Source organism: Caulobacter sp. ErkDOM-C, assembly GCF_048541825.1.
In the GTDB taxonomy this organism is placed as follows: Bacteria; Pseudomonadota; Alphaproteobacteria; order Caulobacterales; family Caulobacteraceae; genus Caulobacter.
In genome coordinates this window covers 52,533-78,366 of the sequence record NZ_CP183333.1, presented here as the reverse complement: position 1 = coordinate 78,366, position 25,834 = coordinate 52,533, and the positions used below count along the sequence as shown (strand labels likewise).

The following is a 25,834-nucleotide window of genomic DNA, read 5'->3' as shown; positions in this document are numbered from 1 at the left end:
ACCTTGCCCCCAACCTTGGACCAGGTCGGGCCGGGATTTCTCGCCGGTCAGGCGCCGGGCCGGCCATATGGCCCGGCGCCGTTCATCAGCTCGATCGGGCACTTGTCGCCGATCGGCGCGGCGCTGGCGGGATGCTTGATCCTAGGATAGAGTTTCTTCAAGCTTGGGGACCAAACCTGATGATCGAAGCCGTCGATGTAATCGTAATTGGCGCGGGCCAGGCGGGACCCTCTCTGGCCGTGCGCTTTGCGCAGGCCGGCCGCCGGGTCGTGCTGATCGAAAGGGAACGGTTGGGCGGGACCTGCGTCAACAATGGCTGCATTCCGACCAAGACCTTGGTCGCCAGCGCCCGCGCCGCCCACGTCGCCCGGCGCGCCGCCGACTTCGGCGTATTGACCGGTCCTGTCAGCGTGGACCTTGCGGTGGTCAAGGCGCGTAAGGACACGGTGGTTCAGCAATCGCGCGACAACCTGGCCACCTGGATCGGCGCCACCGCCAACCTTGAGCTTGTCTTGGGCGAAGCGCGATTTGTCGGCCCGCGCAGGGTGGCTGTCGGCGATCGGATCTTTGAGGCTCCCCTGGTGGTGATCAACTCCGGCGGGCGACCGGTACGGCCCGATTGGTCCAAGGTCAGCCCCGAGCGCCTTTTGACGAATATCGAGATGATGGAGCTTGATCGATTGCCCCGGCGTCTCATCGTGGTCGGTGGCAGCTATATCGGGCTGGAATTCGCCCAGATGTATCGCCGCTTCGGCGCCGAGGTCACCGTACTGGAATTCGCCGACCGTATAATCGCCCGCGAGGACGCGGATGTGAGTGCTGCGGTCAAGGCGATGCTTGAGGCCGAAGGCGTCGAAATCCACGTCGGCTGCCGGGACATTGAGGGCGCTGACGCCGGGGACGGCGTTCGCGTCTCGTTCAAACAGGACGGCCAGGTGAGGAGCGTCGACGGTGCCTTGGCGCTGGCGGCAGTCGGGCGGCGGCCAAACGTGGAAGCACTGGATCTCGCCATGGCCGGCGTCGCACTCGATCAGCGCGGCTTCATCCAGGTGGACGATACGCTGATGACCAGCGCCGAGGGCGTGTACGCCCTTGGCGACGTCAACGGCCGCGGCGCCTTCACCCATACGAGCTACAATGACTACGAGATTCTCGCAGCCAACCTGATCGATGGACAGGCTTGGCGGCTGAGCGACCGCGTAACTGGCTACGCTCTGTTCACCGACCCGCCACTGGCGCGTGTTGGGATGAGCGATCAGGAAGCAAGAGCGTCAGGCCGCCATGTTCTGCGCGCAGAACTGCCCATGGCGCGGATTGGTCGGGCCCGGGAGCGCGGCGAGACCACGGGTTTTCTGCGTGTTCTCGTCGACGCGGAGAACGAGCGGGTCCTCGGCGCCACCCTCTTCGGGATTGAGGCCGATGAGATCATCCACCTGTTTATCCAGGCGATGACGGCAAACCTGAGCTACAAAACCCTGATGCGCGCTGTGCCTGTCCATCCCACCGTCAGTGAACTGATACCGACCCTGCTTGGTGGGCTAAAGCCACTCAGGGCGGCGGCATAACCGAAGCCAGCCCCTACGCCACCATAGCCGAAGTGTTCAATCAGGTGCGCAATATGGACACGCCGCTGAATACTCGCTTGTAACTACTTGCCGAGGCGGTGCACGCAGGCAGTCAGCAAACAGCTGCCTGATCGAAGCTGCCGGCATCCAGTATCCGGTGCTGACCGACCGGGCGAGCGGCTATGCCCTCGCCTGGAACTTGGCCTTCTGGGTCGGCGACCTGACGTGAGGTCGTCCACGCGATCACTTCACCGATACCAAGCTGGCGGTGTTGAAAAACGAGTCCGCAGCATTACGGCAAATGAAATAGATCGTTACTCTAAATCGCCATTTTTGATCCCAACATAGTGGCGTAATTGTAGCTCGCCGTAAGGGCTAACCCTTCCATAAACTGATGTTTGCGGCCACTCACTATCCCCGTGGTGAATGAGCGGACGACCATCCGGACCTTTCCGACGTGGGACTCTAAACCCGCGAGTTGATCGCCAGCATTCGTCCCGCCCGAGCGTACGCGCCGGCGGAGGAGCCACGCAATGACCGACACTTATCTTGTCGCCGGGGTTCGGACCCCGTTCGTGAAGGCCGGCACCGCCTATGCTGGGGAAACACCGCTGACTTTGTCTGCGACGGTCCTGCAGGCGATCGCCGGCCAACATCGCCCCGACCTGATCGTCTGGGGCCAGGTGATCCCGAGCTTGTCGCTGTCCAACATCGCGCGCGAGGCAGCGCTCGACGCAGGCCTCGACCCGACGATCCCCGCCTATTCGACCCAGCTCGCCTGTTCCACGAGCATGATGGGCGCGATCCAGGCATCTGGTCTGGTCGGACGCGGCGGTATAGAGCTCGCCCTTGTCGGCGGTGTCGAACAGATGGGTCGATCGCCGATCGCGCTTGACGAGCGCGTCTCAGCCCGTCTCGCAGCGCTCGCTGCGAGCGATCCGGCGGGCGCGATGAAGGCCTTTGCCGAGCTGCGCCCTACCGACTTCGCCCTACCGAAAAAGGGTTGGGCTAACCGGATATCGGGTCGCTCGATGGGCGATCACATGGAAGAAACCGCCAAGCTCCTCTCGATTACGCGGCAGGATCAGGACAAGGTCGCGCTTGCCAGCCACCACAATGCCGAAAGGGCCCGCAGGGCCGGCTTCTTTGACGATCTGCTGGTGCCGTTCGCCGGTGTTACCGAAGATGCCCTGATCCGCGCGGACACCACGGCGGAAAAGCTCGCATCCCTGCGGCCGGTGTTCGATCCGTCGGGCGGTAGTTTGAGCGCCGGCAACAGCTCGCCGCTGACCGATGGTGCTGCCGGCATGTGGGTCGCCTCGGCCAAGGGCTTGGCGGCGCTTGGCAAGGACGCCATGGCCGTCAGGCTCGTCGATTTCGAACTCGGCGCGCTCGATTTCCGCACCGACGGCATGCTGATGGCGCCGGCCTATGCCATCCCCCGGTTGTTGGCCCGCAACGGCCTGCGTTTCGAAGACATCGCGATCTGGGAGGTCCACGAGGCTTTTGCCGCACAATTGCTGGCCAACATCCAGGTGGCAGCCGACCCCGGGGCAAGGGCCAAGCATGCGCCGGACATCGGCGACCTTGGACCGTTTCCCTGGGACCGGCTCAATCCAGTCGGCGGCAGCCTCGCGCTCGGGCATCCGTTCGCCGCAACCGGAGCGCGGATCATCAGCCAAACCGCCAAGCAGCTTGCGGGCCGCCCGGCAGGAACCAAGGCTGTGATATCGATCTGCGCCGATGGCGGCCAGGGCACGGTAATTCTGGTGGAAGCGATCTGATCGCACATGTGCTTTGTCGGCCAAGTCTAACCAAATACTCTTGGTCGCTGTTGTTAGCATTTCCTAGGCTGGCAGCCGAAATGTCAGTCTGCCCGGTGTCGCCTCGCCTCTCGTGTATTTTAGGAAGAACGATGGCCGCTGTCCCAAAACCTGGATAGCGGCCGGGCGGAGCATACCCTAGATCATTTGCCATGACTGTGTCCGCACAGATGACCGTGTCCCGACAGGTCTCAACATCAACCCAACTTCACCCTTGCAGCGTCAGGGCTGTCCGCAGATGACAGCGCCCTCGCCTTCGAAATGGACCCGCCGCGCCGTTGTCGCCCCGCATGCGGCGCATCGCAGCCAACAGCCCCGGCCACTTCGAAGTCGCAGCCGCCAGACATTTCAGGGCTGACTGTGTCGGGAACACGATCTTTCAGTTTAACCCACGCTTGGTTCGAACACGCATGACCACTCGGCCTTCAACCCACCCCACGCTTGGCGGTTCAGTAAGCCCCCGCGACACTCCGTTGCTAGGGGGCGAAGGAAGGAATGTGTCCCCCGCTCCGACTACCGCCCTTGTGCTGGCCGGCGGCGGCAGTCTCGGTGCGCTGCAGGTCGGCATGCTGCGCGAACTCCTCAAGGCCGGCATCCGGCCCGATGTGGTCGTCGGCGCATCGGTTGGCGCCCTCAACGCAAGCTTCTTTGCCGGCGATCCCACACCTGACGGCGTGGACCAGTTGGCTGATATCTGGAGAAACCTTCGCCGCAAGGACATCTTTCCCATGACAGTCGGTGGCGCGCTCAGCTGGCTGCGCCCAAGGGATGGACTGTTCGAATCGACGCGCATGCGGACACTCATCGAGCGCCACCTTCCCTACCGCAACCTCGAGGATGCCAGGATCCCGGTGCATGTTGTGGCCACCAACTTGGGTGGCGCGTCGGTGCGCCTGTCATCGGGTCCGGCAGTGGACGCGATCCTGGCTAGCGCCGCGATCCCCATCGTCTTCGCTCCGATCAAAGTCGGTGACGAATACCTGATGGATGGCGCCATATCCGGAAACACCCCAATCCTGACGGCGAAGGAACTGGGCGCAACGCGATTGATTGTACTGCCCACCGGGTTCGCCTGCGCCCTACATGGGCCACCGCCTGGTGCGATCGCTCGTGGTTTGCATGCCCTGACCCTGCTCGTCGCCCACCAAATGGTCCGGGACCTTGATCTTCTCGCTGGCACGGTGGAAATTCACACCGTTCCAACCCTATGCCCTTTGGACGTCTCGCCGTTCGACTTCAGCCAGACTGAAGCGTTGATCGCTCGCGCCGCCGACCACACCTGTGAATGGCTGGAGCAAGGCGGTTTGACGCGCCAGGAGGTGCCCGCGGCGCTCAGGGCCCACCGGCATTGACCTCAGCTCGCCCTAAACTGGCTTGGAAGTGTACCGTCATCTGTGGACGCCGCCTGCGCTGCAAGCGTGAAGTGGTTCCGCGGTGACGACCTGTAGGGGTTCGGCCATCTGTCTGGCCGGAACTGGCAACTTAACTCCGCCAGACCGTAAGCCGCCCTGCCCAACCTCCGGTCGGGCAGCGGCCTTCGCTCCGACCCAGACACTATGAGCTGCCGCCCGGAACGTCCGAACCGTCGAACGGACAGTGTCAGCCCAAATGGGCCAAGCAGTAACGCGTAGGGCGTAAGCGGGCGAAATGACTCGTCAGATGGAGACCCACGATCCGCTCCGCTAATTCGCTTCATCGCCAGAAGTGATCTGGTTGGTGGTCATGATGTCCGTCCCGACCGCGCCCTCAAAGCCGCGTGCGCACGAACCAACATTGACCGAGAAGCTTGGCACGCGATTGACCATGTCCAGCGCGGCCTTCCCGTAATCACGGCGCCAAAAGTGACGCTAAGAAAGTTACGCAACTTCAGTATGTTGCGCGAATTAAGGGCCGCAACACATTGATTAATAACCGTATTCAGCTTTTTGAAGCCACTCAGCCTTTAGCGACTGCGGCCATCGGTAGCCTATGGGGAGTGTTGGCGCAGATGAAGCCGAGACACTGATTTTGGGCGGCTGTGTGTAAATCATGACGCAGTGACGCGGCTGGGCGGCCCGCACGCTTGGCCGCATCGATGCCGCCGCCCTGTCGCTCACGCGTTTGCTCCCCTTCCAGATCTGCCAGGGCCGCATAGGTCTGAGCGATGAAACAGCCGATCGGCGCAGAATAGTCCAACCACGGCATATCCAGCATCCAGACGAGGGTGCCTCGCCCGCCCGATATTCTTCACCACCCGCTCTCCGGGCGTCGCCTTCGCGGCCAAGGGTTTTGGTCTCATCTAAACGGAACCGTCGATCTGTCTAAAAGGCGGTGACGGCGGACAGTTGTCCTGATTGTTCATCCTGTTCCTTTCGAGATCGCGCGAAAGACGCCACTTCCGCGCGCAATCACGGCTCCGTCAGCGGTTACGATGGCCGTCGCAAAGCAAAGTGTTCGACCTATTTGGCTGGGCGTACCGACAACCTCCAGCCACTGTCCAAGCTGGGCAGCAGCGAGATAGTCGGTCGTGAGACTGACCGTAACCATCCCGATGCCGCTGCCCGCCGCAGCCGCGCAGGCCAACCCCATAGTGTTGTCGGCAAGCGTCGCGATGACGCCTCCGTGCAGGCTGCCGCGCGCGTTGCAATGGGCTGCGGAGATCCGAACGCCAAGCCGAAGACCATCCTTATCGCGCTTCACCCACAGAGGCTCCCATGGATCGGTGACCGGGCTGCGGCGAAAGTGCGGCTCGAAGCCGGGCGGTGGTGCTTCCTCAACCACGCGCTGCCACCGTGCGTACTGCGTCGTCGACCCAGGCGGCCGGCGCGTCGTCGAACGAAAAGACCTTTTTCCCGATCAGGTCGGGCTGGAAATGGCCGTGGGTGCAATGGGCGAGAACAGACTCGACATGGGCACGGACATTCGCCCGGCCGGTCTGGAGTGTGATCCCCTTGTGATAGAGCTCTGCTAGGGGGATTCCGGTCAGCGGTCGCAGATGGATGCTGACGCTTGTAAATAGTCCCTCAGGTTCAGTTGCGCGCAGCGCCTGGACCAAGGTGTCGGCCTGACCGTCGGCATCGACGACGATTTCGTACTGGTCGGAGAGTTCGCAAGGGCGGCGGACAGTCCTCGCGCCATAACGTTCGGCTTCGCGCAGCCGGCTTTCGTCGTCGTCGACATAATCGACCCGTCCTGCCCCCAGCGCGACCGCGAGCCCCGCCGCATAGATGCCGATAACCGAGGCGAGCCCGCCCATGACCAGGACGGTCGCCCCCGGCCTTTGCGCGAGTTGCGGGCCGACGGACCGCCAGGCGTCCAGCGCCATGTCGGCCACTCCGATCATCGCCAACGGATCGGCACCGCCGGGCAGGCGCACGAGCATCGCATCGGCGAATGGCACAAGGACCAAATCAGCCGCCGCGCATCCGAAATTGCCTTCCCGGTTCATGCCATAGCCAGCCCCGAACGGCACCGACTGGCAGCGCCCTGTGAATCCCCGCCGACAGTTAGGGCAGGTCCCGCACGAGATCTGCGACGGGACGATCACGATCTGTCCGGGCCTGACGCTACGCACTGCGTCGCCTACCTCGATGACCTCGCCGATCATCTCGTGACCGATCGGTTCTCCGCTCTTCATGGGCGCGAGCCCGCGCACGAACCCGACATCGAGATCGCAACGACCCAGGATGATCGGACGGACGAGCGCCTGCACACTCGCGCCGATCACCGGTGTCGGGGCCTCACGCCACTCTACCTTTCCAGGCGCAACGAAGGTTAGCTGGCGTATCATCGCGCTGCCACCGTCGAGGGTGGAACGTCGGCGTTGTCGAGTACGACAGGGACGTCATAGGAGGTCACGGTCGCGGGACTGCCGTATGTCGTGATGACCCGGGCTCGCCAGGCTTCGCTAAACCAGGCATTGGCCGCAGCGCGCGACGCGAATAGATGGGCACCCCCAAAATCGCCTTCGACGATGGTGAAATATTTGCACAGCAGATCAGGGACGGCGCGATATCGCGGGACCGACGCGAGAGTGCCGCGGTCGATAAGGGCCCCAGGAGTGCCGCCTGGCGTTGGGATTTCGTTCACAACAGCGACCAGAACCGCAGACTGGACTAACGGGGCTGTCTGGGCTTGGGACGCAAGTGGCAAACAAACGGCCAGCATCGCTGCAGCGAGAGGTATGGGGCGCATTTGTATCTCCTTCGGGCACCATGTTCTCGAAAAGGCCTGATCTTGCCAGTCTCTACCTGCGCAAATCGAAGTTGCGCATCGCGCAACAGGCCGGCACAAATCAGGGATGGATAGTGGCGACCTTGACTGGCTCCTGCAGGTCGCGGAGACCGGCTCCTTAAGCGGCGCGGCCAAGGCGGGGGGCGTTGCGGTGTCGACCGTCGCGCGGCGGCTGGACCTGCTTGAAGCTAGGCTTAACCTGCGCCTTTTGGACCGCCGCCGGGACGGCGCGCGGCTGACGCCGGACGGGGTGCGTATCGCAGCCTGCGCCGGTGAGGTCGTGGACAGCGTTGATCGGCTCGAGCGTATCGCTGCGGCGCTTCGGACCGGCTCTCAGGCTCCTGTCGTCATATCGGCGACGGAATTCGTCGTATCCGACATCCTAGCTCCCGCGCTTCCGGCGCTCGCAGCGGCGCACCCCACTCTGAAAGTAGAGCTTCGCTCACAGGCTTCGGTCGTAAGCTTGGCAGGTCGTCAAGCCGATCTTGCGATTCGCATGTCCCGGCCGGAAGGGGCCAGCCTTGTCGCCAAGAAGCTGATCGAGTTGAAGTTGGGCCTCTTCGCCAGTGAAGCCTATCTGGACGGGCGTGACCCGGCCCGCCTGGATCTAAAAGCCGAGCGGTTGATCATCTACGACGAAAGCTACGGGCGTCTTCCTGAACTCGACTGGGTCGCCTTGATGGGCCTAGATGACGCCGTTGCTTATCGCACGAACAGTACCCGTGCTCTGCTGGTCGCGGCGGCCGGCGGCGGCGGAATCGCCACCCTTCCGGCGATCTTCGCGGAACGCGCCGGCATGATCGAGGTCGATACGCCTTTTAGCCTGCCCCGGCGCACCCCTTGGCTGGTTACGCATTCCGATCTCAAGCAACGCCCAGATCTCAAGCTTGCCAAACAGTGGATCGTCGGCGTGTTCCGCGCTTTACAACGTTGACCGCCATGGCCTCGATCATGACTGATCTTCCCCCGAGAAAGTGGACGGGGTTAGGCCGCTCTGCGTTCCATCTCGGCAGGACTGATATAGCCCAGAGTCGAATGCAGGCGATGTGAATTGTAGAAGCCCTCGGTATAGCCAAACAGATCGCGCCGGGCCTCGGCGCGGGTGGAGTAGACCCGAAATGGACCCGCTCGTTCTTGAGGTGAACCCTATTTCAAGGCGCACCCGCTTGATCCGCTCCAGGCGTCTTCGGCCCCGCCCCCCGGAGACCGCTTCTTGGTGCCTGCTGGCGACCGGCTCAAGGAGCATCGCTGAGCTGGCTATCTCGGACAAAGAGGCCTGGACGCCGCAGTCCGCGGCCGATCGTCCGGCGTTTAGGTTGACCTTTCCGCCTCTAGCTCAGCAATGCGGTCGCTAAGCGACTTCACCAGCTCATGCACACGCGGCTCCGGGAAGCGGCGGGTAATGTGCTGGGGGCAATTCCAATCGAAGCCCTGCACCTGGATGGTCCAATATCGCTCCACACGCCTGCGCGTTGCGTCCGGGGCGTCGAGATAGCCTTCCGGCTGCTCTGAGCTGACCGATGCCAGGCCAAAGATTTTCAGGCGAACCTTCTGCTCGTAATCCATCAGGAAGAGGCAAACCTTCGATGCCGCATCGATGTTGCCAAGGCTGATATACTGCCGGTTTCCGCGATAGTCGGGGAACACAAGGCGGCGGTCGTCCAGGGGCTGCAGAAACCCAATCGGCCCACCTCGGTGCTGGACATAGGGCCAGCCGGTCTCACCGACCGTGGCGAGGTAAAAACTGTCCCGCTCGAGGATGAACGCGTCTTCCTGGGACCCCAGAGCGTCGCTGAAGGCCGGGCCGGCGTCGAAGCCCTCATAGCCACGACGGCTCCCTTGCGCCTCCTGCGCAGCGATGACACCTGGCGTGAAAGCCAGCTCCATGAATCTATGTCCCATGGGTCACTTCCTCCATTGCTAGTGCGGATTAGAGACCCAGATCAGATAGCCCTGGATGGTCATCAGGACGCCGGCCTTGCGGCCATCGGAACAGCCGATCCTGCTCCTGGATCTCCAGATCGTTGATGCTGGCGATCCGCAGGCGCATCAGCCCCTCGCCGTCGAACTCCCAGTTCTCGTTGCCGTAGGAGCGCCACCATTGACCGGCCGCGTCCTGCCATTCGTAGGCAAAGCGTACGGCGATGCGGTTGTCGGTGAAGGCCCAGAGCTCCTTGATGAGCCGATACTCGGCCTCGCGCTGCCATTTGCCGGTCAGGAAGCTGACGATCGCCGCCCGACCTTGCAGGAATTCGGCGCGGTTCCGCCAGACGCTGTCCTCAGTATAGGCAAGGGAGACAGCGTTCGGGTTCCTGGAGTTCCAGCCATCTTCCGCCATTCGCACTTTTTGGATGGCGCCATCACGATCAAACGGCGGCAGCGGAGGGCGGGCCATGGATGTCTACCTTTGCATCGGAGTGGACGGCCGCGCTTCGGAGGGCCGAAAGGAAAGCCAAAGGGCGCGACCGCGACGGCCAGAACCCTGCAATGACCAGACACCAGAATCTGAGACGGGATAATCCGCCTTGTAGGCAATGATCAGTTTCAGCACGCGGAACGGTCTTGACCGTCACGTCGAAAGATCTGCGTCCATTTACTACGGCTGTCGTATAGCCGAGGCGTCTCATCTTCCAGGTCAGCCCAAAACTTGGGGCAGGTTCCTGGACGCGACAAGCCACGAGGCAAGATGCAGCGAGGCGCCGGATGCTCTCGGGATGAAACAATCAATTGCGCACAACGAGGCTTATTCCCTCGCCTACCGCCCCATACCTTGGCGTTGGGTTCAGAGGCACACCGCCAATGCCCAACGATGTCCCAAGGGGCTCGGCGCCCAACGCCGGCCGACGCAACCGGAGACCACAATGTCCTATAAAGCCGCTCGCGCCATTATCGGCGCTGTCAGCCTGATGATCGCTGCCCCCGTCCTCACGACCCAGGCCCACGCCGTCGTTCCCACGTCGACGTCGGCCGTCAACACCGACACCGCCAATCTGGCCCTGCGCGGCTATGATCCGGTCGCCTATTTCAGCGCCGGCAAGCCGACCCTGGGCGAGGCCCGCTATTCGGCCAAGTTCAACGGCGCCACCTATCACTTCGCCTCGGCCCAGAGCCTGAAGACGTTCAAGGCCAGCCCGGCCACCTATGCACCGCAATATGGTGGCTTCTGCGCCATGGGCGTGGCCCTCGAAAAGAAGCTCGACGGCGACCCGATGGTCTGGAAGATCGTCGACAAAAAGCTCTACCTCAACGTCAATCAGGACGTGTCCGTCGCCTGGGGCCGTGACATTCCGGGCAACCTCGTCAAGGCCGAGGAAAACTGGCCCGAGATCATGAGCAAGACCCCCGACAGCCTGTAGTAGGCCTAACGGCAACCTCTTGCCGGACCGGTCGGGCCTTCCCCCTTGCCTCCCTGTGGAAGGTCGATAGGGGAGCGCGAGGTCACCGCCCGCCCCCCTCCTGGTCTGGTCCGGCGGACGCCCGGCGCCCCCAGGATGCTCAACAATGAGCATCCTGAAGGGGCGTCGGGATCGTCGTTTCCATCTGATGAAAGTGAGCCTTCCCAATGAAGCGGATTAGCCTGTCTTCGAGCCTGGACGCCCAGCTGGCGCTCGCCTTGTTGGCGCGCTGCGTCTGTTGCGAGACTAGAGACAAACTTGAGCAAGAGGCCCGCTCGGCAGGTTTGACGGGCGCGGAAATCGATGCGGCGTGGGCAGGCCGGAGTTTCGACGTCAAATGCTCAGCGGCCATAGGCTTTGCCCTGGCCGTGCGGTCTTTCAGCGAGATCGCGATCGCCACGAGCCGGGCCCGCGCGCTACGCATGGGGCTCAACCGCGAAGAGCTGGATCTTGTCGAGGCCCGGGCTCTGGAACTGGCCATGCTCGAGATAACAGTGGCCTCCAGGCCAGACCGTCTGGTTCCCCCAATCAAAGCCCAGCACTGAAGCAAAGGGCCCGGGCTCGCGTGTACGCCTGTCGGGGTGACCCCAAGATGGACTTTGCAAAATTGATAGGTAAGCCTTCTGCCATCAGATTCGGCGGGGAAATGAAACGTGGCACGCCTCTTGGCTATGCAGGTGTTCGTCAAGGTCGCTGAAAGCGGTGGATTTGCCGAAGCCGCTCGACAGCTGAATATGAGCCCGCCGGCGGTCACGAGAGCTGTAGCACTTCTCGAAGAGGGGCTGGGGGCTCGGCTATTTACACGCACGACGCGCGTGGTGCGCCTGACCGAAGTCGGCCAGCGCTACTTTGACGACTGCCAAAAAATTCTCTCATACATCGAAGAGGCCGACGCCGTGGCGTCGGGTGCCTACAGCGAGGCCAAGGGCAGCCTGACAGTCACCGCTTCCGTGCTGTTTGGACAGATGTACGTCATGCCAATCCTGCAGGAGTACTTGGAACAGAACAGTCAGGTCGTTGGCAAGTCGCTGTTTCTCGACCGGGTCACCAATCTTGTTGAAGAAGGCGTCGATGTGGCCCTGCGCATCGGCCACCTCAGCGACTCCGGCCTTGCGGCCATTCGCGTTGGCCAGGTGCGGCGGGTGATCTGCGGTTCTCCGAAATACTTCGAGCAACATGGGGCCCCTAGCGTACCCCAGGATCTGGCTGGACATCGGATTGTCGCGGCGACGAGCGCGTGGACCAATCTAGAGTGGCGGTTTGGTCGCGAGCGCAAGGTTTCGACCGTGGTCGAGCCTCGCCTTTTCTGTAACAGCAACCAGGCCGTTATCGATGCCGCTCGGTCGGGGTGGGGGCTAACTCGCATCCTGTCCTACCAAATCGGCGCAGAACTGCGCGATGGCGACCTGCAGATCGTTCTGGCCGACTACGAGGAAGAGCCGTTGCCTATCCACGTGGTTCATCCTGAAGGTCGGCGGGCCTCAGCCAAGGTGCGTGCCTTTGTAGATCTCGCCGTGGACCGGCTAAGGGCCAACCGCCTATTTAACTAGGATCCGCCCGATCTGACGGCTCCAAAGAGATCGAGCCTTGCCCCGGATGGCGGCCCGTTTGGCCGCACCTTGAGATCAACGTCACGCCAGCACCGTCTTGGCGACCAGCCTCGGTGCCGTCCAGAGCATGAGATCCGACCGTGCCTGATCCGTCCAGCTGCGGGCCGAACACGGGTGCGTTGTTGCCCGAACAAGCTCGGAGAAGCGCAGAATAGGCCGCCACGAGCTGGAGCGTGCTGAAGGCGCGATTGCGGCCGCTGGGATTGGGCAGCAGCCAGACCTTGCAGCCTCCGAACGTGCGGGTCTGTTCGCCCCAATCGAAAGCCGTACTGCCCAAGATGGCGGCGTAGGCAGCCTTTCCAAGGAAGGCCACATATCGCGGTTTCAGCTCTCGCACGCGCCTCTCGACGCCTTGAGCACCGCGGATAAACTCGTCGTCCTGAACCTCGCTCGCCTCAGCAGTCGGACGGTCGACGACGCATGTCAGCCCTATGCCGTATTCCAGGAGCTCCTGGTCCTGCTCGGGGAGCAACAGCCTTGGTGTGAAACCGGAAAGGTGGAGAACCTTCCAGAACCGGTTACCCCGTCCGGCAAAATGCCGCCCCGTAGCAGCAGCGGTCAGGCCTGGGTTCAGGCCACAGACAAGGATGTTGAGATCGGGGCCCACAATGTCTGGCAGAGGTTTGGTCATCGGGAAAACGCCACCGTCAACCAGCTCCTTTCGGGAGCTGGCCCCCAAACGTGAAATCAACGGGGCCAGTCTGCGACCTATCACCGTCGGTGATTAGCCATGGTTTCCACAAGTCAGCGTTTCAAGACGTTCGGATGAACCGCAGAACACCGAGGCGCAATGACGCCTTCCCCAAGTAGCTGGTTCTTCCAACGGGGCCCTCGAGGTGGTGATCGCGACATCCAGGCCACAGGGGAAAATTACCAGATCCTTTGAGCCTAAGGCGGGCTCAGAACTTCGGCCTTTATTACGCAGATTGAAATCGGCTCTTCCGCATTTCGACCGTTCAGCACCAGGAAGCCAGCCGTCATGTTGAAGGGGTAAGTTTCAAACCGGAGAACATCCATGCAATTCTATCGTTTCCCGCTTTCGGGCCACTCGCACCGCGTCGAACTCTTTCTGTCGCTGCTGGGCGAGACCGCCGAGTTCGTCGAGGTCGACCTGCGCAAGGGCGCCCACAAGCAGGCCGACTTCCTCGCCCTCAATTCTCTGGGCCAGGTTCCCGTCCTGAAGGATGGTGACGTCGTCGTTGCCGATTCCAATGCGATCCTCGTCTATCTGGCCAAGAAGTTCGATCGTGCCGACTGGCTCCCGAAAGATGCAGCGACTGCCGCCAGGGTGCAGCGTTGGCTGTCGATTGCTGCGGGCCAAATCGCTTCAGGTCCGGCCGCTGCACGACTGATCACCGTCTTTGGTGCGGGTCTGAATGCCGCCGAAGTCATCGCGCGCGCTCATACCATTCTGCAGGTCATGGATAGCGAGCTGGCAGGTTCGGACTTCCTGGCCGGTGACCGCCCCACGATCGCCGACGTGGCGGCCTACACCTATGTGGCACACGCGCCGGAGGGCAACGTGGCCCTGGAAAGCTACAAGAACGTTGGGGCCTGGCTGGCCCGCGTCGAGGCGCTTCCTGGCTTCGTGCCGATGCAAAGCACTCCGGTCGGTCTGGTCAAATGATCACCCGCCTAAGCCGACAGCTGCTGAATTTCTTCAGCCGCGTTGATCGGTGCGACACCCTGGCGCCGTTATCCCAGCAAGAGTTCCAGGCCCTTCGCCTGGATTGTCTGGCGACCGGCATGCCCTGCTAATCTACAGATGGGGCCGGCGCGTTGGTGCCGCCATTGGAGCAAGTTTCAGTGACACATGGCGATCCCACCCGTTGGCCCCACGACCGCTCCCCCTTCCACGAGGGCGAGCAGGCGCTCCAGGAACGTCTGGGCGTGCGGGCAAAGATTGAAGCGACCGGCCGGAAAATCATCCGCGGTCAGATGCCCGATCAGCACCGGACGTTTTTCGAACAGCTGCCGTTCATCGTCTTGGGATCTCGTGACGCCACGGGCCAGCCCTGGGCGACGCTGCTCGACGGCGCGCCGGGCTTCGTCCAGTCTCCGAGCGCCGCAACGCTTACCCTGGCTGCGGCATTCTCCTCTGGGGACCCCGCGGCCGAAGGCGTGGCCGCAGGGCAACCGGTCGGCTTTCTAGGCATCGAACTCCACACCCGACGCCGTAACCGGGTGAACGGGCGGGTTTCAGCCCGAGGGCCCGAGGGCTTTTCAGTCGCTGTGGACCAGAGCTTTGGTAACTGCCCTCAGTACATCCAGGGGCGTCATTTCGAGCGCGTGGACCAGATGCTGCTGGGCCAGCACGCTCCCCCCAAGCGAACCCCAGGGCTGTCCCAAGAGGCCGCGTTGCTCGTAGCCCAGGCGGACACGTTCTTCATCGCCTCAACCCACACCGACAAGGCCGCGCTAGATCCAGTCAACGGTGTCGATGTTTCCCATCGGGGCGGCAAACCTGGCTTTGTCAGGGTTCAGGGTGATGTGCTCACCATCCCGGATTTCCTGGGGAATTTCCTGTTCAACACCCTGGGCAACATCCTCGTCGAACCGCGTGTCGGACTTGTCTTCCCCGATTTTTCGACCGGTGATCTTTGGCACATCTCGGCGAAGGCCGAGATCATCTGGGACGGGCCCGAGGTGGCGGGCTTCGCTGGGGCCGAGCGGCTCTTGCAGTTTACCGTTCTGGAGACCGTGAAGGTTGCCGCCAGCCTGTCGATCCGTGCGATCGGAGACGTTGAGGCATCACCCTATTTGGATAAGACTGGATCTTGGGAGGCCACCGAGCCCGGCGCCTGGGGCAAGGGCGAATTTCGTGCTTTTCGCGTCGCATGGGCCGAGCCCGAAACCGAGACGGTACGGTCTCTGGTTCTGAAGCCGATGGATGGAGGCAGCGTGCCCGTCCACAAGGCTGGGCAGCACATCTTTGTGCGCTTGACAGTGAACGGCGCGCTGGAATTGCGCCCCTATACAGTTTCAGACGCCGCCAATGGCTCAAGCTACCGCATAAGCGTCAAGCGACAGGGCCGTTTTTCAGAGGCCGTCCATCAGCTGAGCGTTGGTGACGTCGTCGAGCTCCTCCCACCACGTGGCGAGTTTGTCTTTGACGAAGCTGCGCCGCGACCGGCGGTCCTGCTTTCCGCGGGTATCGGGGTTACGCCGATGATCGCGATGATCAATCGGATCCTCGTCAATAACGGCCGCAGCCGTTCACAGCAGCGCCTGTGGTTTTTCCACGGTGCGCGCAACAGCCTTGACCATGCCTTCCGCCACCACATGCTCGACAAATGCGCAAGGCATAGCAACCTCACGATGGTCACGGCCTATAATGAGCCCTTGCCGAACGATGTCTTGGGGCGCGACCACGACGTAGCCGGTTGGGTGGACCTGGCCCTCCTGAAGGCCAGGCTGCCTTTCGACGACTACGAGTTCTACCTTTGCGGACCGCCGCCATTCATGAGCGCCCTGTCGCAGGGTCTGTTGGGGATGGGCGTTCGTCCCGAGCGCATCCACTCAGAAACCTTTGGTCCGGCTGCAATAAAGCCCAAGGCCGCTGAGACGACCGTGAGCGCAACAGGCCGGAAAGCAGCACCAAACGCGGCCACTGAAGGCGGTGGACCGGCCGTGGAGGTGGAGTTCCGCGCCAGCGGTAAGCACGCGACCTGGCGGCCGGGGGATGGAACGCTTCTTGAGCTTGCCGAGCGCGAGGGCCTTTCTCCCTTGCATAGTTGCCGATCGGGTTCGTGCGGCGTCTGCGCAGTTAAGCTGCTCAGCGGCGCGGTCGGCTACGAGAACAGCCCCACTGCCCATTATGAAGATGGTGAGGCCCTGATCTGCAGTGCGGCGCCCAAGCACGATGGCGGTGATGTGCCCGGGCCGCTTGTCTTGGACGTTTAGCCGGCCCTCAAGGGATTGAGCGTGTGAATGTGCTGCGTAACGCTACCGCCCACAAGGTCGGCGTTTGCGCGGGGGCTCGCCTTGTGGCCGCTTACACTCCGCCTGACGAAAGGCACTATTGCGCAAAAGCAGGATGGCGCTGAGCGCCGCCGATCCGGACACTGGTCCAGCTGTCAAGGTTGACAGCGCATCACGTTCGCGGAGCGGCCGGGCGATTTTCGCCAGGGTCCGGCGACATTTCGTCAGGGATCGAGCATGGCCAAGAAGGTCTTGTTACTTTTGGCAGATGGTTTCGAGCCGCTGGAAGCGGCTGGCTTTACCGACGTACTGGGCTGGGCCAACATCGATGGCGAAGAACCGATCGACCTCGTTTCGGCTGGTCTTCGCCCGATGCTTCGGGCCACGTTCGGCTTTTCGGTAGTCCCCGACCAGAACGTCCAAGATCTCGATCTTGCCACCTTTGACGCCCTGGCCATTCCTGGCGGCTTTGAAGGTGCCGGCTTTTACGACGACGCATTGTCGCATGACTTTTCGGAGGTGATCCGTAACTTCGAAGCGGCGGGCAAGCCGATCGCCTCGGCCTGTGTGGCGGCACTCGCGCTCGGCGCGGCGGGTATCCTGCAAGGCCGGCGCGCGACGACCTATCATCAGGTTGGCGGAAAGCGAAAAGCTCAGCTTGAATCCTATGGCGCGACGTTCGTCGATCGCCCGCTGGTCATTGACGGCGCACTGATTACCTCAACCGGCCCCGGAACGGCCATCGAGGTCGCCTTCGCGCTCCTGGAAATGCTGACTTCGCACTCGAACGCGGACCATATCCGCCATGTCATGCGGATGCCCCGTCCCGACGCGGCGTGGCACGCCCTGCCTCAGGTTTTGACGGTGGACGCGGAATTCAACACGGACTCTGACGAACAGGTGCTCAATGGCTGACTACGACTTCGACCTGTTTGTGATCGGTGCCGGTTCAGGCGGTGTGCGCGCAGCACGTGTGGCGGCGATGAGCGGCGCCAAGGTCGCCGTGGCCGAAGAGTACCGGGTGGGTGGAACCTGCGTCGTGCGCGGATGCATTCCCAAAAAGTTCATGGTCTATGCCAGTGAGGTCTCTAGCCAGCTGAAGACTGCGGCCGGCTATGGCTGGACGATCGGCGATGCGCGCTTCGAATGGACAAGGTTCCTGCAGGACAAGGACGTCGAGATCGCCCGGCTGTCAGGCGTCTATGTCACCAACCTCCAGAAGGCCGGAGCCAAGCTCCTGCACGGTCGCGGGCAGATCGTTGACGCCCACACCGTCGAGGTCCTGCCCAAGACCGGCAGTGACGACGCCGGGACCTACACCGCCCGCAGGATCCTGGTCGCAACGGGCGGTCGCCCCGTGCGTCCTGAGTTCCCGGGCGCGGAACTTGGGATCACGTCGGACGAGGCCTTCCATCTGCCGAGCCTGCCCAAGAGCATACTGGTGGTGGGCGGCGGCTACATTGCCGTCGAATTTGCCGGAATCTTCAACGGCCTGGGCGTCGAGACAACGCTCCTCTATCGCGGTGCCAACATTCTGCGCGGCTTTGACGACGACGTGCGCATGCACCTGGCCGACGAACTGGAAAAGCGCGGGATCAAGGTCGTCCTGGGCTGCTCGCACACGAGCATCAAACAGATGGACGACGGCCATCTGCTGAGCACCCTGAGCAATGACCTGACCTTCGAAACAGGCGCGGTGATGTTCGCAACCGGCCGCGAGCCCTATACGCGGGGCCTCGGTCTGGAGAAGGCCGGTGTGGGCCTGAATGACAAGGGCGCGATCGCCGTTGACGCCTTCTCCAAGACGAACATCGACAGCATTTGGGCTGTCGGCGACGTCACCAACCGGATCAATCTGACGCCCGTGGCGATCCGAGAGGGGGCCGCCTTTGCCCAGACCGAGTTCTACGACAACCCCACCAGCTTTGATCATGACATGGTCGCCTCGGCCGTCTTTTCACAGCCGCCGGTCGGCTCGGTCGGCATGAGCGAAGCGCAAGCCCGTCAGGCGTTTGGCAAGGTCGACATCTATCGTTCCGTCTTCCGGCCGATGAAGGCCACCTTTTACGGCGGCCAGGAGCGGTGCCTCGTCAAGCTCGTCGTCAGGCAGGATGACGAGCGGATTGTGGGCGTCCACGTTGTTGGACCTGACTCCCCGGAGATCATCCAGATGGCGGCGATCGCGCTGAAGATGGGCGTCACCAAGCCTCAGTGGGACTCCACTTGCGCGGTTCACCCGACCCTGGCCGAGGAACTGGTCACGATGCGCGAGAAATACGTGCCCTCCGACGTGGGGACGTAGCCTTGATCCAGACCCTGCAGGCTGGTGCGCGGTCTGGAAGCCTTTTGGATAAGTGCCGCCTCGCGCCCCACGCCGACTGCTCGACGCAGCCGACCCACACAGATTTATGAGGACGCCGTGCATGGCCGACACCGCTAGCCTGCAAGAGCGTCCGCTGACGCTCGACGATCTGACCGCCTATTTCGCCTCGGGCTCCAAGCCCAAGGAGGCCTTCCGGGTCGGGGCCGAACACGAGAAGTTCGGCTTCTATCTCGGCTCGCACGCGCCCGTGCCCTATTACGGCGACACCGGCGTCCACGCCCTGCTGGTCGGCCTGCAGCGCTTTGGCTGGAAGCCGGTCATGGAAGGCGAAGTCATCATCGGGCTGGAGCGCAACGGCGCCAATGTCAGCCTGGAGCCCGGCGGTCAGTTCGAGCTTTCCGGCGCGCCGCTGCTGACCATGCACGACATCTGCGAAGAGACCGGCCAGCATCTGGACGAGGTCAAGACCGTCGCCGACGAGCTGGGCCTGGGTTTCATGGGCCTGGGCTTCTCGCCGGTGTGGAAGCGCGAAGAGGTGCCGGTGATGCCCAAGGGGCGTTACGTCATCATGCGCAACTACATGCCCAAGGTCGGCGGCCTGGGCCTCGACATGATGCTGCGCACCTGCACCGTGCAGGCCAATCTCGACTTCTCGTCCGAAGCCGACATGGTCGCCAAGTTCCGCATGAGCCTGGCCCTGCAGCCGATCGTCACGGCGCTGTTCGCCAATTCTCCGTTCACGGAAGGCAAGCCCAACGGCTTCCTCTCCAGCCGGGCCAATGTCTGGACAGACACCGACGCCGACCGCACCGGCCTGCTGGATTTCGTGTTCGAAGACGGTTTCGATTTCGAGCGCTACGCCCGCTACGCCCTGGACGTGCCGATGTATTTCGCCAAGCGCGGCGACCGTTATATCGATCTGGCCGGTCGCAATTTCCGCGACTTCATCGACGGCAAGATCGATGAGCTGCCGGGCGAGCGCGCCTCGATCAAGGACTGGGCTGACCACACCACCACCCTGTTTCCGGAAGTGCGCCTGAAGACCTATCTGGAAATGCGCGGCGCCGACGCCGGACCCTGGAGCAGCCTGTGCGCCCTGCCGGCCCTGTGGACCGGCGTGTTCTATGACGACGCCGCCCTGGCCGCCGCCTGGGACCTCTGCAAGGACTGGACGGCTGAGGAGCGCGCCCAGCTGCGCCGCGACGTGCCGGTTCTGGGTCTGCAGGCGCCGATCGCCGGGCGCACTGCCCAGGATGTGGCCAAGGACTTCGTCGCCATCGCCAAGTCGGGCCTCAAGGGCCGGGCCCACATGAACGGCGGGTTCCTGGACGAGACGATCTATATGGGCGAACTCGAAGAGATCGCCGACAGCGGTCGCACGCGGGCCGACAAGCTGCTGGAACTGTACCACGGTGCGTGGAAGGGCGACATCAGCCGGGTCTTTACCGACTGCGCCTACTGGGACGCGCAGTCCAAAACTTAAGCCGGACACAGGCAAACAGGCTTGCCGCGGCCCCTTCAGGGGGAGCGGCAGCTTGGTCGCCGGCAACGGGGCCGCACCGACATGGTCACCGAGCCAGATCTGTGGCGAATTCACGCTCGCTATGATCGGACTGGACCGGGAAGTGCGGGATCTAGCCTCTTTGGCGCTATCCGCTCGACCGGACGATTTGCGCCTAAGCCCCCGTCCAGCGACGGAAGAGCAGACTGGCATTGACCCCGCCAAAGCCGAACCCGTTCGACAAGGCCAGGTCGACCTGCGCCTCGCGAGCCGTGGTGACGATATCAAGACCTTCGGCCAACGGGTCTCGAGACTTCAGGTTCAGGGTCGGCGGCAAAACACCTCTGGAAAGGGCAAGGACAGTGAAGGCGGCCTCCATACCCCCGGCGCCGCCCAACAGATGTCCCGTCGAGGCCTTTGTCGCGCTGATGGCTGGGCCGCCCTCGACGCCGAAAATGGCCCGAATGGCTGCCAGCTCGCCGGCATCACCGACCGGCGTCGAGGTTGCATGAGCGTTGATGTGACCCACCTGGCTGGCGGAAACCCCGGCCTGCTTCAAGGCGGCCATCATGGCTCGTTGGGCGCCCGCCCCGTCTGCGGGCCCTGCGGTAAGATGATAGGCGTCAGCGCTGGTGCCATATCCGACAAGCTCTGCGAGCGGCTGGGCCCCGCGAGCCAGCGCATGGTCCAGCGCTTCAATCACCAGAATGCCAGCGCCTTCGCCCATCACAAAGCCGTCGCGGTCGGCATCGAAGGGCCGGGAGGCGTGTTCAGGCGTGTCGTTATAGGCGCTCGACAGGGCCCGAGAGGCAGCAAAGCCACCCAGGCTGACATGGTGGATCGCCGCTTCGGTTCCGCCGCAAACGGCGATGTCGGCTTCGTAATTCCGGATAAGGCGGGCAGCATCACCGATCGCCTGCACGCCTGCCGCGCAGGCGGTCACCGGCGCGCCGATCGGCCCGGTAAATCCATGGCGGATGCTGACCCAGCCGGCGGCCAGGTTGGCCAGAAACGAAGGCACCGTAAAAGGTGAGAGTCGGCGCGCCCCACGGGCGTCGGTGGTCCGCACCGCCTGGGCCAGAGCGGGGAACCCGCCAATACCTGATCCAACAATCGTTGCTGTGCTCTGACGGCCCGCCTCGTCCTGAGGCGACCAACCCGCCTGAGCGAGGGCCTCCTCCGCCGCCGCAAGCGCGAACGGGATGAAGCGATCCATCTTCTTCTGGTCCTTGGACGAGACGACCTTTTCCAGGTTGAACTCTCCAAAGCCTTGCCCCTCGGGTACCGGCGCCACGACCTGGGCAGCAATGTCGGGAGCCACCTCAGGTGCAAGACGCCGCAGGCCGGACTCTCCGGCAAGCAGGCGCTCCCAGACCGTTTCGACACCGACCCCCAGGGGGGTGACTAAACCAAGGCCCGTGACAACAATGCGGCGCATGATAGCTATTCCGTTACTGACCCGCGATCGGGCGTGACCGCTCCAATAGGAACGTGGGGCTAAGCCTGGATTTGGGCGCAGCAGACCTGACTTGAGAACCACCACTCATGGCAATTCAGTCTTCCGCAGAGGCGCGCTTGCGACGGCGCGCTCAGACGCCGATTGTGCAGTTCGACGATCAGCACCGCCCGAATGCTGGGTTGACTGGAGCGAAGCCCGACCCACCCGCCTAGCAGTCCAAGCCGTCTTGGATCCTCAAAGCCGCGAGACAAAGAATGCCCATGCTCCACTCGCGTCGACAATTTTTTGCGTCCGCAACGGCTATCGCCGGACTTGCCGCCTTGCCTGCGACGGCGCGCGCCGGCAGTGATCGTCTGAAAATTCTCTACAACCGAGCCGCTCAGGAGCACTTTCCTGATCAGAACCCGGTCATCGTCATTCCCGGAATTCTCGGCACACGCCTGGTCGATGGCGCGTCGGGAGAGACCGTCTGGGGGGCATTCGATGGCATCTCCCCCAACTCGTCAGACAAGGCCAACGTCAGCAGGTTGGCCTTTCCATTCCACCGTCAATCGTTGGGCCCGGACTTGGCCGACTTGCGTCCAGACGCCGTGCTGGACCGCGTCCGCGTAAGACTCCTGGGTGTGCCATTTCAACTTCGGCAGTACGCCCAGATTCTGTCCACACTCGGCGCGGCTGGCTACCGCGATGAAACCCTGCACCCCAAGGGCCTCGACTATGGCCCGGGTCACATCAGCTGCTTCCAGTTTCCTTATGACTGGCGACGCGACAACGCCGAAACAGCGTTGGCCCTAAAGCAATTCATGGATGAAAGGCGGCTAGTCGTCGCGGACGGCTATCGAGAATATCACGGTTACGACGTCGCGCCGGAGTCAATCCGCTTTGACGTCGTCGCCCACTCGATGGGGGCGGTTATGTTCCGATACTTCATGCGCTATGGCGGCCAGCCGCTGGATACACTCGGAGCGGGTCCAACTTTGGACTGGGCCGGCGCGGCCTATGTTGATCGCGCAATTCTGGTCGCGCCCCCCAATGGAGGCAGCGGCGAAACGATGCGGCTTCTGCTCGAGGGCCAGGACTTCGGACGCCCTGTTGCTCCCAGATATCCTCCCTCGGTCCTCGGTTCATTCCCTTCGGTCTACCAGTTGCTTCCACGACCCTGGTCGCCCGCTATTGAGGGGGTCGACGGCCAGCGTCTTTTTGAAGCAAAGACCTGGATTGACCGGGGCTGGGGCATTGCAGATCCGGACCAAGCTCCGGTGCTCGAACGCTTACTTCCAGAAGTTTCAGATCCAGATCGTCGTCGGCATCTGGCCCTTGACCATCTGGAGGTGAGTCTTAAACGGGCCCAGAAGTTCCACACGGCGCTCGACAGTGCCCAGTTAGCACCGATCGGCTTCGAACCCTTCCTGGTCGCCGGCGATGCCGTGCCCACGCCAGAGCGTTATCGATATGATGCACAACGCAAGCGCCTAACCGTGGTCAGCTCTGCGCCCGGCGATGGCGCGGTCACCCGGTCCAGCGCCCTGCTCGACCACCGAACGCCCTCCACCTGGACACCGCGGATCCAGTCTCCGCTACGCTTTCGCAGCGTGTTGTTCACCGAGCAGGACCATCTGGGACTGACCCGAACCGATCTGTTTTCGGACAACCTGCTGTTCTGGCTTCTCGAAGAACAGCGTGGCGAAAACAGTGTCCGCTATTCGATTTAGTCGGCGTGACGCTGGTTAGGTTATGACTGTTAGAGGGCTCCGCTTGGACTTAAGGCCTGAAAACATCAGTCCATCCGGGACTTTGAAACTAAGTGTACAGACGCCAATGGGGAGGTTGTCGCCCTAGTAGCAGCAGCCTCCCCGGTCAGCCCTCGACCGCCGGCCCGCGAAACAGTGTATTTCGCTAATTGAAACGGTCTTCAGCAGCTGAGCACGCTAAGTTCTTTTCGCGTTGAAGGCGGTGCCTTGATCACCGGATTCAGGACCACTCCTAGCGAAATCGAAATCGAAATCGAAGAGAGCGGCCGTTTCCCCCATGCAACGAGGCCTTACGACCATGACAAACAATAAGAAGCCTGCGACCACAGTCGGAACATCATCGAGGCGACAGATCCTTGTGGGGGCCCTCGCAGCGCCGCTCTCTTTCAGCGCTCTTCAAAACAGCTTGGCATTGGCGGAAGAATTGCAGCCTGGATCACAAGCCCCGTGGCCGCTTTGGGCGTTAAGGAAGTCTGGGCAGGTTGTGTATCTTACGGCGCAAACGCCGCCACGCCCTACCGCCTGGAGCGACACGCGAATTGAAAACCTGATTGGGTCCTGCGGCGCCATCTGGACGGAAACCAGGAGTGTCTGGCGGGGCAACCCCAACACGCTCGTTCGAAAGTACGGCCTCAACCTCGAGAGTCCGCTGAGCGGATCGCTGTCTGGCCCTGACTACGCGGATGTCAGGAAGGCTGCGGAGATAGCGAAAGTCCCCTTGGACTCGCTTGAGCCCATGAGACCCTGGCTGGCAGCGAGCCAAATCGAGTCGGCCTACTTCAAAGAAAAGGGCCTAAAGGAGCAGGGAACAGCCGAGCGGGTTTTGCTTTCGAAAATCAGTTCAGACAAAATTCGGCATGCAAGCGAATTCGACGCCCAGGATGATGTGATCACATTCATGGGGGAAATGTCGAAAGAGGAGGACGTCCAGTTCCTCCAGTATACTGTTAAGCAAATCATATCCGGAACGGCGGAAAGCGAGCGCATCTATGGCGCATGGGCCAATGGAAACCGCGATCCTGCCACTGAATTCGTTGCCGAAATGAAGCGTTCGCAGCCAAGTCTCTACGCAAAGCACGTCGTGGGGCGAAACACCAACTGGCTCCCGCACTTCACTGAGATGCAGAAGGAAGCTAAACCATCTTTCGTAATTGTCGGGATCTACCACATGGCTGGGCCCGATAGCTTGGTCGAATACTTGAAGCAGGATGGCTGGGAGGCGAAGTATCTGAGCTAGCGATCATGCTCCATGCCAACAAAGATGCCACGATTTCCGAGAGTCTGAGTTTGCTGGCAACAGGTACGCCCAGGCGACTAGGCCCTGTTGACGAAGTGCCTGACCCACAGTCGGGCTGAGGCGACCAGTATGAAGCCGATGTAGCTGTCTGCGGTCTTGTCGTATCGGGTGGCCAGTCTGCGGCTGTGTTTGAGCTTTGAGAAGCATCGCTCGACAAGATTTCTGAGAGCGTAGAGGTGGCCGTCGATGGGCCGCTGGACCTTGCGATTGCGTCTGGGCGGGATGACGGCGGCGATGCCGCGCTGCTCCAGGTCTGCGAGGATGGCGTCAACGTCGTAGCCCTTGTCGCCCATGAGCTCCTTGGGCTCGGGCCCCGGCTCCGCCATGACCGGCGCGTATCCCTTGACGTCGGAGACCTCACCACCGGTCAGGACAACCGCGACCGGCAGGCCCAGGCCGTTGATCCTCAGATGGATCTTGGTCGAGAAGCCACCGCGCGAGCGGCCAAAACCTTCACCCCGAGGGCCTGCCGCTTTTTTTGGGCGCCGGCGGCATGTTGGTGAGCGCGCACGATCGTCGAGTCGATCATCTGGACGCTGTCCTGACCCTCACCGCTTTCATTGAGGGCCGCCAGCAGCACATCCCACAAGCCAGACAGCGTCCAACGCGGGAACTGCCGGTAGACTGAACTCCACTTACCGAAATGGTCATGCAGATCGCGCCAGGGCGAGCCCGTCCGCGCGATCCAGAACACGCCATCAAGCACCAGGCGATGATCCCCGGGCCGCTGGCCGCGCCGCGGTCCCCTCTCGATCACGAACGGCGCGAAGAACTCCCACTCCTCATCCGACATCAACCCACGAACCAAAGCCGCTCTCCTCAAAGAGCAGCCTTGAATCAGCGATCAACTGATTTGGGAATCCACTTCGTCAACAGGACCTAGCGCCTGAGCGTACCTGTTCTGCGCATCTACACAATGATGACGATGCGCCGACGTCGTGACAGCAGAGTGCAATCATCAACCGTCGCTGACTATG

20 protein-coding genes and 3 pseudogenes are annotated in these 25,834 nt (G+C 62.4%); 14 read left to right on the top strand and 9 right to left on the bottom strand.

Annotation, left to right across the window (positions count from 1 at the left end; genetic code table 11):
* Positions 1-182: 182 nt before the first annotated feature.
* From ACN2C8_RS19425 to ACN2C8_RS19415, 3 genes are all read left to right on the top strand, one after another.
* Positions 183-1,565, top strand: coding sequence for an FAD-containing oxidoreductase (locus ACN2C8_RS19425; RefSeq protein ID WP_419256077.1), 1,383 nt, complete (start codon positions 183-185; stop codon positions 1,563-1,565).
* A gap of 533 nt (positions 1,566-2,098) precedes the next feature.
* Complete coding sequence (locus tag ACN2C8_RS19420) at positions 2,099-3,349, top strand: thiolase family protein (protein ID WP_419256005.1); 1,251 nt, start codon at positions 2,099-2,101, stop codon at positions 3,347-3,349.
* 536 nt (positions 3,350-3,885) lie between these two features.
* Positions 3,886-4,740 (top strand): patatin-like phospholipase family protein, encoded by an 855-nt coding sequence (locus ACN2C8_RS19415; protein ID WP_419256003.1) that lies wholly within the window; start codon positions 3,886-3,888, stop codon positions 4,738-4,740.
* 381 nt (positions 4,741-5,121) lie between these two features.
* Here the strand turns inward: ACN2C8_RS19415 and ACN2C8_RS19410 are convergent.
* The 3 genes and pseudogenes from ACN2C8_RS19410 to ACN2C8_RS19400 form a co-directional block, all read right to left on the bottom strand.
* Positions 5,122-5,202, bottom strand: a pseudogene (locus ACN2C8_RS19410) (hypothetical protein); the annotation flags it as partial.
* Between the two features lie 523 nt (positions 5,203-5,725).
* Positions 5,726-6,067, bottom strand: coding sequence for a PaaI family thioesterase (locus ACN2C8_RS19405; RefSeq protein WP_419256001.1), 342 nt, complete (start codon positions 6,065-6,067; stop codon positions 5,726-5,728).
* A 73-nt stretch (positions 6,068-6,140) separates the two neighbouring features.
* Positions 6,141-7,079: an alcohol dehydrogenase catalytic domain-containing protein gene (locus tag ACN2C8_RS19400; protein ID WP_419256000.1), complete on the bottom strand. Its 939-nt coding sequence runs from the start codon at positions 7,077-7,079 to the stop codon at positions 6,141-6,143.
* Positions 7,080-7,667: 588 nt separating this feature from the next.
* Between ACN2C8_RS19400 and ACN2C8_RS19395 the strand changes: the two genes are divergently transcribed.
* Complete coding sequence (locus ACN2C8_RS19395; protein WP_419255998.1) at positions 7,668-8,534, top strand: LysR substrate-binding domain-containing protein; 867 nt, start codon at positions 7,668-7,670, stop codon at positions 8,532-8,534.
* A 50-nt stretch (positions 8,535-8,584) separates the two neighbouring features.
* Here the strand turns inward: ACN2C8_RS19395 and ACN2C8_RS19390 are convergent.
* The 3 genes and pseudogenes from ACN2C8_RS19390 to ACN2C8_RS19380 all read right to left on the bottom strand — a co-directional run.
* Positions 8,585-8,736, bottom strand: a pseudogene (locus tag ACN2C8_RS19390) (IS3 family transposase); the annotation flags it as partial.
* A gap of 175 nt (positions 8,737-8,911) precedes the next feature.
* Positions 8,912-9,487, bottom strand: a complete 576-nt coding sequence (locus ACN2C8_RS19385; RefSeq protein ID WP_419255996.1) for a pyridoxamine 5'-phosphate oxidase family protein — start codon at positions 9,485-9,487, stop codon at positions 8,912-8,914.
* Positions 9,488-9,530: 43 nt separating this feature from the next.
* A complete protein-coding gene (locus tag ACN2C8_RS19380; RefSeq protein WP_419255995.1) occupies positions 9,531-9,995 on the bottom strand; it encodes a DUF1348 family protein in 465 nt (154 codons plus the stop codon).
* Between the two features lie 466 nt (positions 9,996-10,461).
* Here ACN2C8_RS19380 and ACN2C8_RS19375 point away from each other — a divergent pair, with 466 nt between their 5' ends.
* The 3 genes from ACN2C8_RS19375 to ACN2C8_RS19365 all read left to right on the top strand — a co-directional run bounded on the left by ACN2C8_RS19375 (position 10,462) and on the right by ACN2C8_RS19365 (position 12,545).
* Positions 10,462-10,956, top strand: a complete 495-nt coding sequence (locus ACN2C8_RS19375; RefSeq protein ID WP_419255993.1) for a YHS domain-containing (seleno)protein — start codon at positions 10,462-10,464, stop codon at positions 10,954-10,956.
* Positions 10,957-11,162: 206 nt separating this feature from the next.
* Positions 11,163-11,540 carry a hypothetical protein gene (locus tag ACN2C8_RS19370; protein ID WP_419255991.1) on the top strand — a complete coding sequence of 126 codons (378 nt, stop codon included), beginning with the start codon at positions 11,163-11,165 and terminating at the stop codon, positions 11,538-11,540.
* A gap of 126 nt (positions 11,541-11,666) precedes the next feature.
* A complete protein-coding gene (locus ACN2C8_RS19365; protein WP_419256082.1) occupies positions 11,667-12,545 on the top strand; it encodes a LysR family transcriptional regulator in 879 nt (292 codons plus the stop codon).
* Here ACN2C8_RS19365 and mug read toward each other — a convergent pair.
* Positions 12,538-13,236: a G/U mismatch-specific DNA glycosylase gene (gene mug / locus ACN2C8_RS19360; protein ID WP_419255990.1), complete on the bottom strand. Its 699-nt coding sequence runs from the start codon at positions 13,234-13,236 to the stop codon at positions 12,538-12,540. The genes ACN2C8_RS19365 and mug overlap by 8 nt on opposite strands.
* 384 nt (positions 13,237-13,620) lie before the next feature.
* Here mug and ACN2C8_RS19355 point away from each other — a divergent pair, with 384 nt between their 5' ends.
* The 5 genes from ACN2C8_RS19355 (at position 13,621) to ACN2C8_RS19335 (ending at position 20,332) form a co-directional block, all read left to right on the top strand.
* On the top strand, positions 13,621-14,232 hold the full coding sequence (locus ACN2C8_RS19355; RefSeq protein ID WP_419252839.1) for a glutathione S-transferase family protein: 612 nt from the start codon (positions 13,621-13,623) through the stop codon (positions 14,230-14,232).
* Between the two features lie 179 nt (positions 14,233-14,411).
* The gene (locus tag ACN2C8_RS19350) at positions 14,412-16,508 is read left to right on the top strand and encodes a pyridoxamine 5'-phosphate oxidase family protein (RefSeq protein ID WP_419262267.1); all 2,097 of its coding nucleotides are present in this window, start codon (positions 14,412-14,414) and stop codon (positions 16,506-16,508) included.
* 255 nt (positions 16,509-16,763) lie between these two features.
* On the top strand, positions 16,764-17,441 hold the full coding sequence (locus ACN2C8_RS19345) for a DJ-1/PfpI family protein (protein WP_419252841.1): 678 nt from the start codon (positions 16,764-16,766) through the stop codon (positions 17,439-17,441).
* Positions 17,434-18,828 (top strand): glutathione-disulfide reductase, encoded by a 1,395-nt coding sequence (gene gor / locus ACN2C8_RS19340; protein ID WP_419252842.1) that lies wholly within the window; start codon positions 17,434-17,436, stop codon positions 18,826-18,828. The genes ACN2C8_RS19345 and gor overlap by 8 nt, the downstream gene beginning before the upstream one ends.
* 121 nt (positions 18,829-18,949) lie before the next feature.
* Positions 18,950-20,332: a glutamate--cysteine ligase gene (locus ACN2C8_RS19335; protein ID WP_419252843.1), complete on the top strand. Its 1,383-nt coding sequence runs from the start codon at positions 18,950-18,952 to the stop codon at positions 20,330-20,332.
* 193 nt (positions 20,333-20,525) lie between these two features.
* Here ACN2C8_RS19335 and fabF read toward each other — a convergent pair whose 3' ends face one another.
* The gene (gene fabF / locus ACN2C8_RS19330) at positions 20,526-21,788 is read right to left on the bottom strand and encodes a beta-ketoacyl-ACP synthase II (protein ID WP_419255987.1); all 1,263 of its coding nucleotides are present in this window, start codon (positions 21,786-21,788) and stop codon (positions 20,526-20,528) included.
* 275 nt (positions 21,789-22,063) lie between these two features.
* Here fabF and ACN2C8_RS19325 point away from each other — a divergent pair, with 275 nt between their 5' ends.
* Positions 22,064-23,521, top strand: coding sequence for a lipase/acyltransferase domain-containing protein (locus ACN2C8_RS19325; protein ID WP_419255986.1), 1,458 nt, complete (start codon positions 22,064-22,066; stop codon positions 23,519-23,521).
* A 337-nt stretch (positions 23,522-23,858) separates the two neighbouring features.
* The gene (locus ACN2C8_RS19320; protein WP_419262265.1) at positions 23,859-24,797 is read left to right on the top strand and encodes a TraB/GumN family protein; all 939 of its coding nucleotides are present in this window, start codon (positions 23,859-23,861) and stop codon (positions 24,795-24,797) included.
* Between the two features lie 77 nt (positions 24,798-24,874).
* Here the strand turns inward: ACN2C8_RS19320 and ACN2C8_RS19315 are convergent.
* Positions 24,875-25,650: pseudogene (locus ACN2C8_RS19315) on the bottom strand (IS5 family transposase).
* Positions 25,651-25,834 lie beyond the last annotated feature (184 nt).

Bases quoted from the DNA above. Each gene is read 5' to 3' on its own strand.
- gor (WP_419252842.1), top strand. From the start codon at position 17,434: ATGGCTGACTACGACTTCGACCTGTTTGTGATCGGTGCCGGTTCAGGC.
- ACN2C8_RS19375 (WP_419255993.1), top strand. From the start codon at position 10,462: ATGTCCTATAAAGCCGCTCGCGCCATTATCGGCGCTGTCAGCCTGATG.
- ACN2C8_RS19420 (WP_419256005.1), top strand. From the start codon at position 2,099: ATGACCGACACTTATCTTGTCGCCGGGGTTCGGACCCCGTTCGTGAAG.
- ACN2C8_RS19320 (WP_419262265.1), top strand. From the start codon at position 23,859: ATGACAAACAATAAGAAGCCTGCGACCACAGTCGGAACATCATCGAGG.
- ACN2C8_RS19365 (WP_419256082.1), top strand. From the start codon at position 11,667: ATGCAGGTGTTCGTCAAGGTCGCTGAAAGCGGTGGATTTGCCGAAGCC.
- mug (WP_419255990.1), bottom strand. From the start codon at position 13,236: ATGACCAAACCTCTGCCAGACATTGTGGGCCCCGATCTCAACATCCTT.
- ACN2C8_RS19335 (WP_419252843.1), top strand. From the start codon at position 18,950: ATGGCCGACACCGCTAGCCTGCAAGAGCGTCCGCTGACGCTCGACGAT.
- ACN2C8_RS19345 (WP_419252841.1), top strand. From the start codon at position 16,764: ATGGCCAAGAAGGTCTTGTTACTTTTGGCAGATGGTTTCGAGCCGCTG.
- fabF (WP_419255987.1), bottom strand. From the start codon at position 21,788: ATGCGCCGCATTGTTGTCACGGGCCTTGGTTTAGTCACCCCCCTGGGG.
- ACN2C8_RS19370 (WP_419255991.1), top strand. From the start codon at position 11,163: ATGAAGCGGATTAGCCTGTCTTCGAGCCTGGACGCCCAGCTGGCGCTC.
- ACN2C8_RS19325 (WP_419255986.1), top strand. From the start codon at position 22,064: ATGCCCATGCTCCACTCGCGTCGACAATTTTTTGCGTCCGCAACGGCT.
- ACN2C8_RS19380 (WP_419255995.1), bottom strand. From the start codon at position 9,995: ATGGCCCGCCCTCCGCTGCCGCCGTTTGATCGTGATGGCGCCATCCAA.
- ACN2C8_RS19385 (WP_419255996.1), bottom strand. From the start codon at position 9,487: ATGGAGCTGGCTTTCACGCCAGGTGTCATCGCTGCGCAGGAGGCGCAA.
- ACN2C8_RS19355 (WP_419252839.1), top strand. From the start codon at position 13,621: ATGCAATTCTATCGTTTCCCGCTTTCGGGCCACTCGCACCGCGTCGAA.
- ACN2C8_RS19395 (WP_419255998.1), top strand. From the start codon at position 7,668: ATGGATAGTGGCGACCTTGACTGGCTCCTGCAGGTCGCGGAGACCGGC.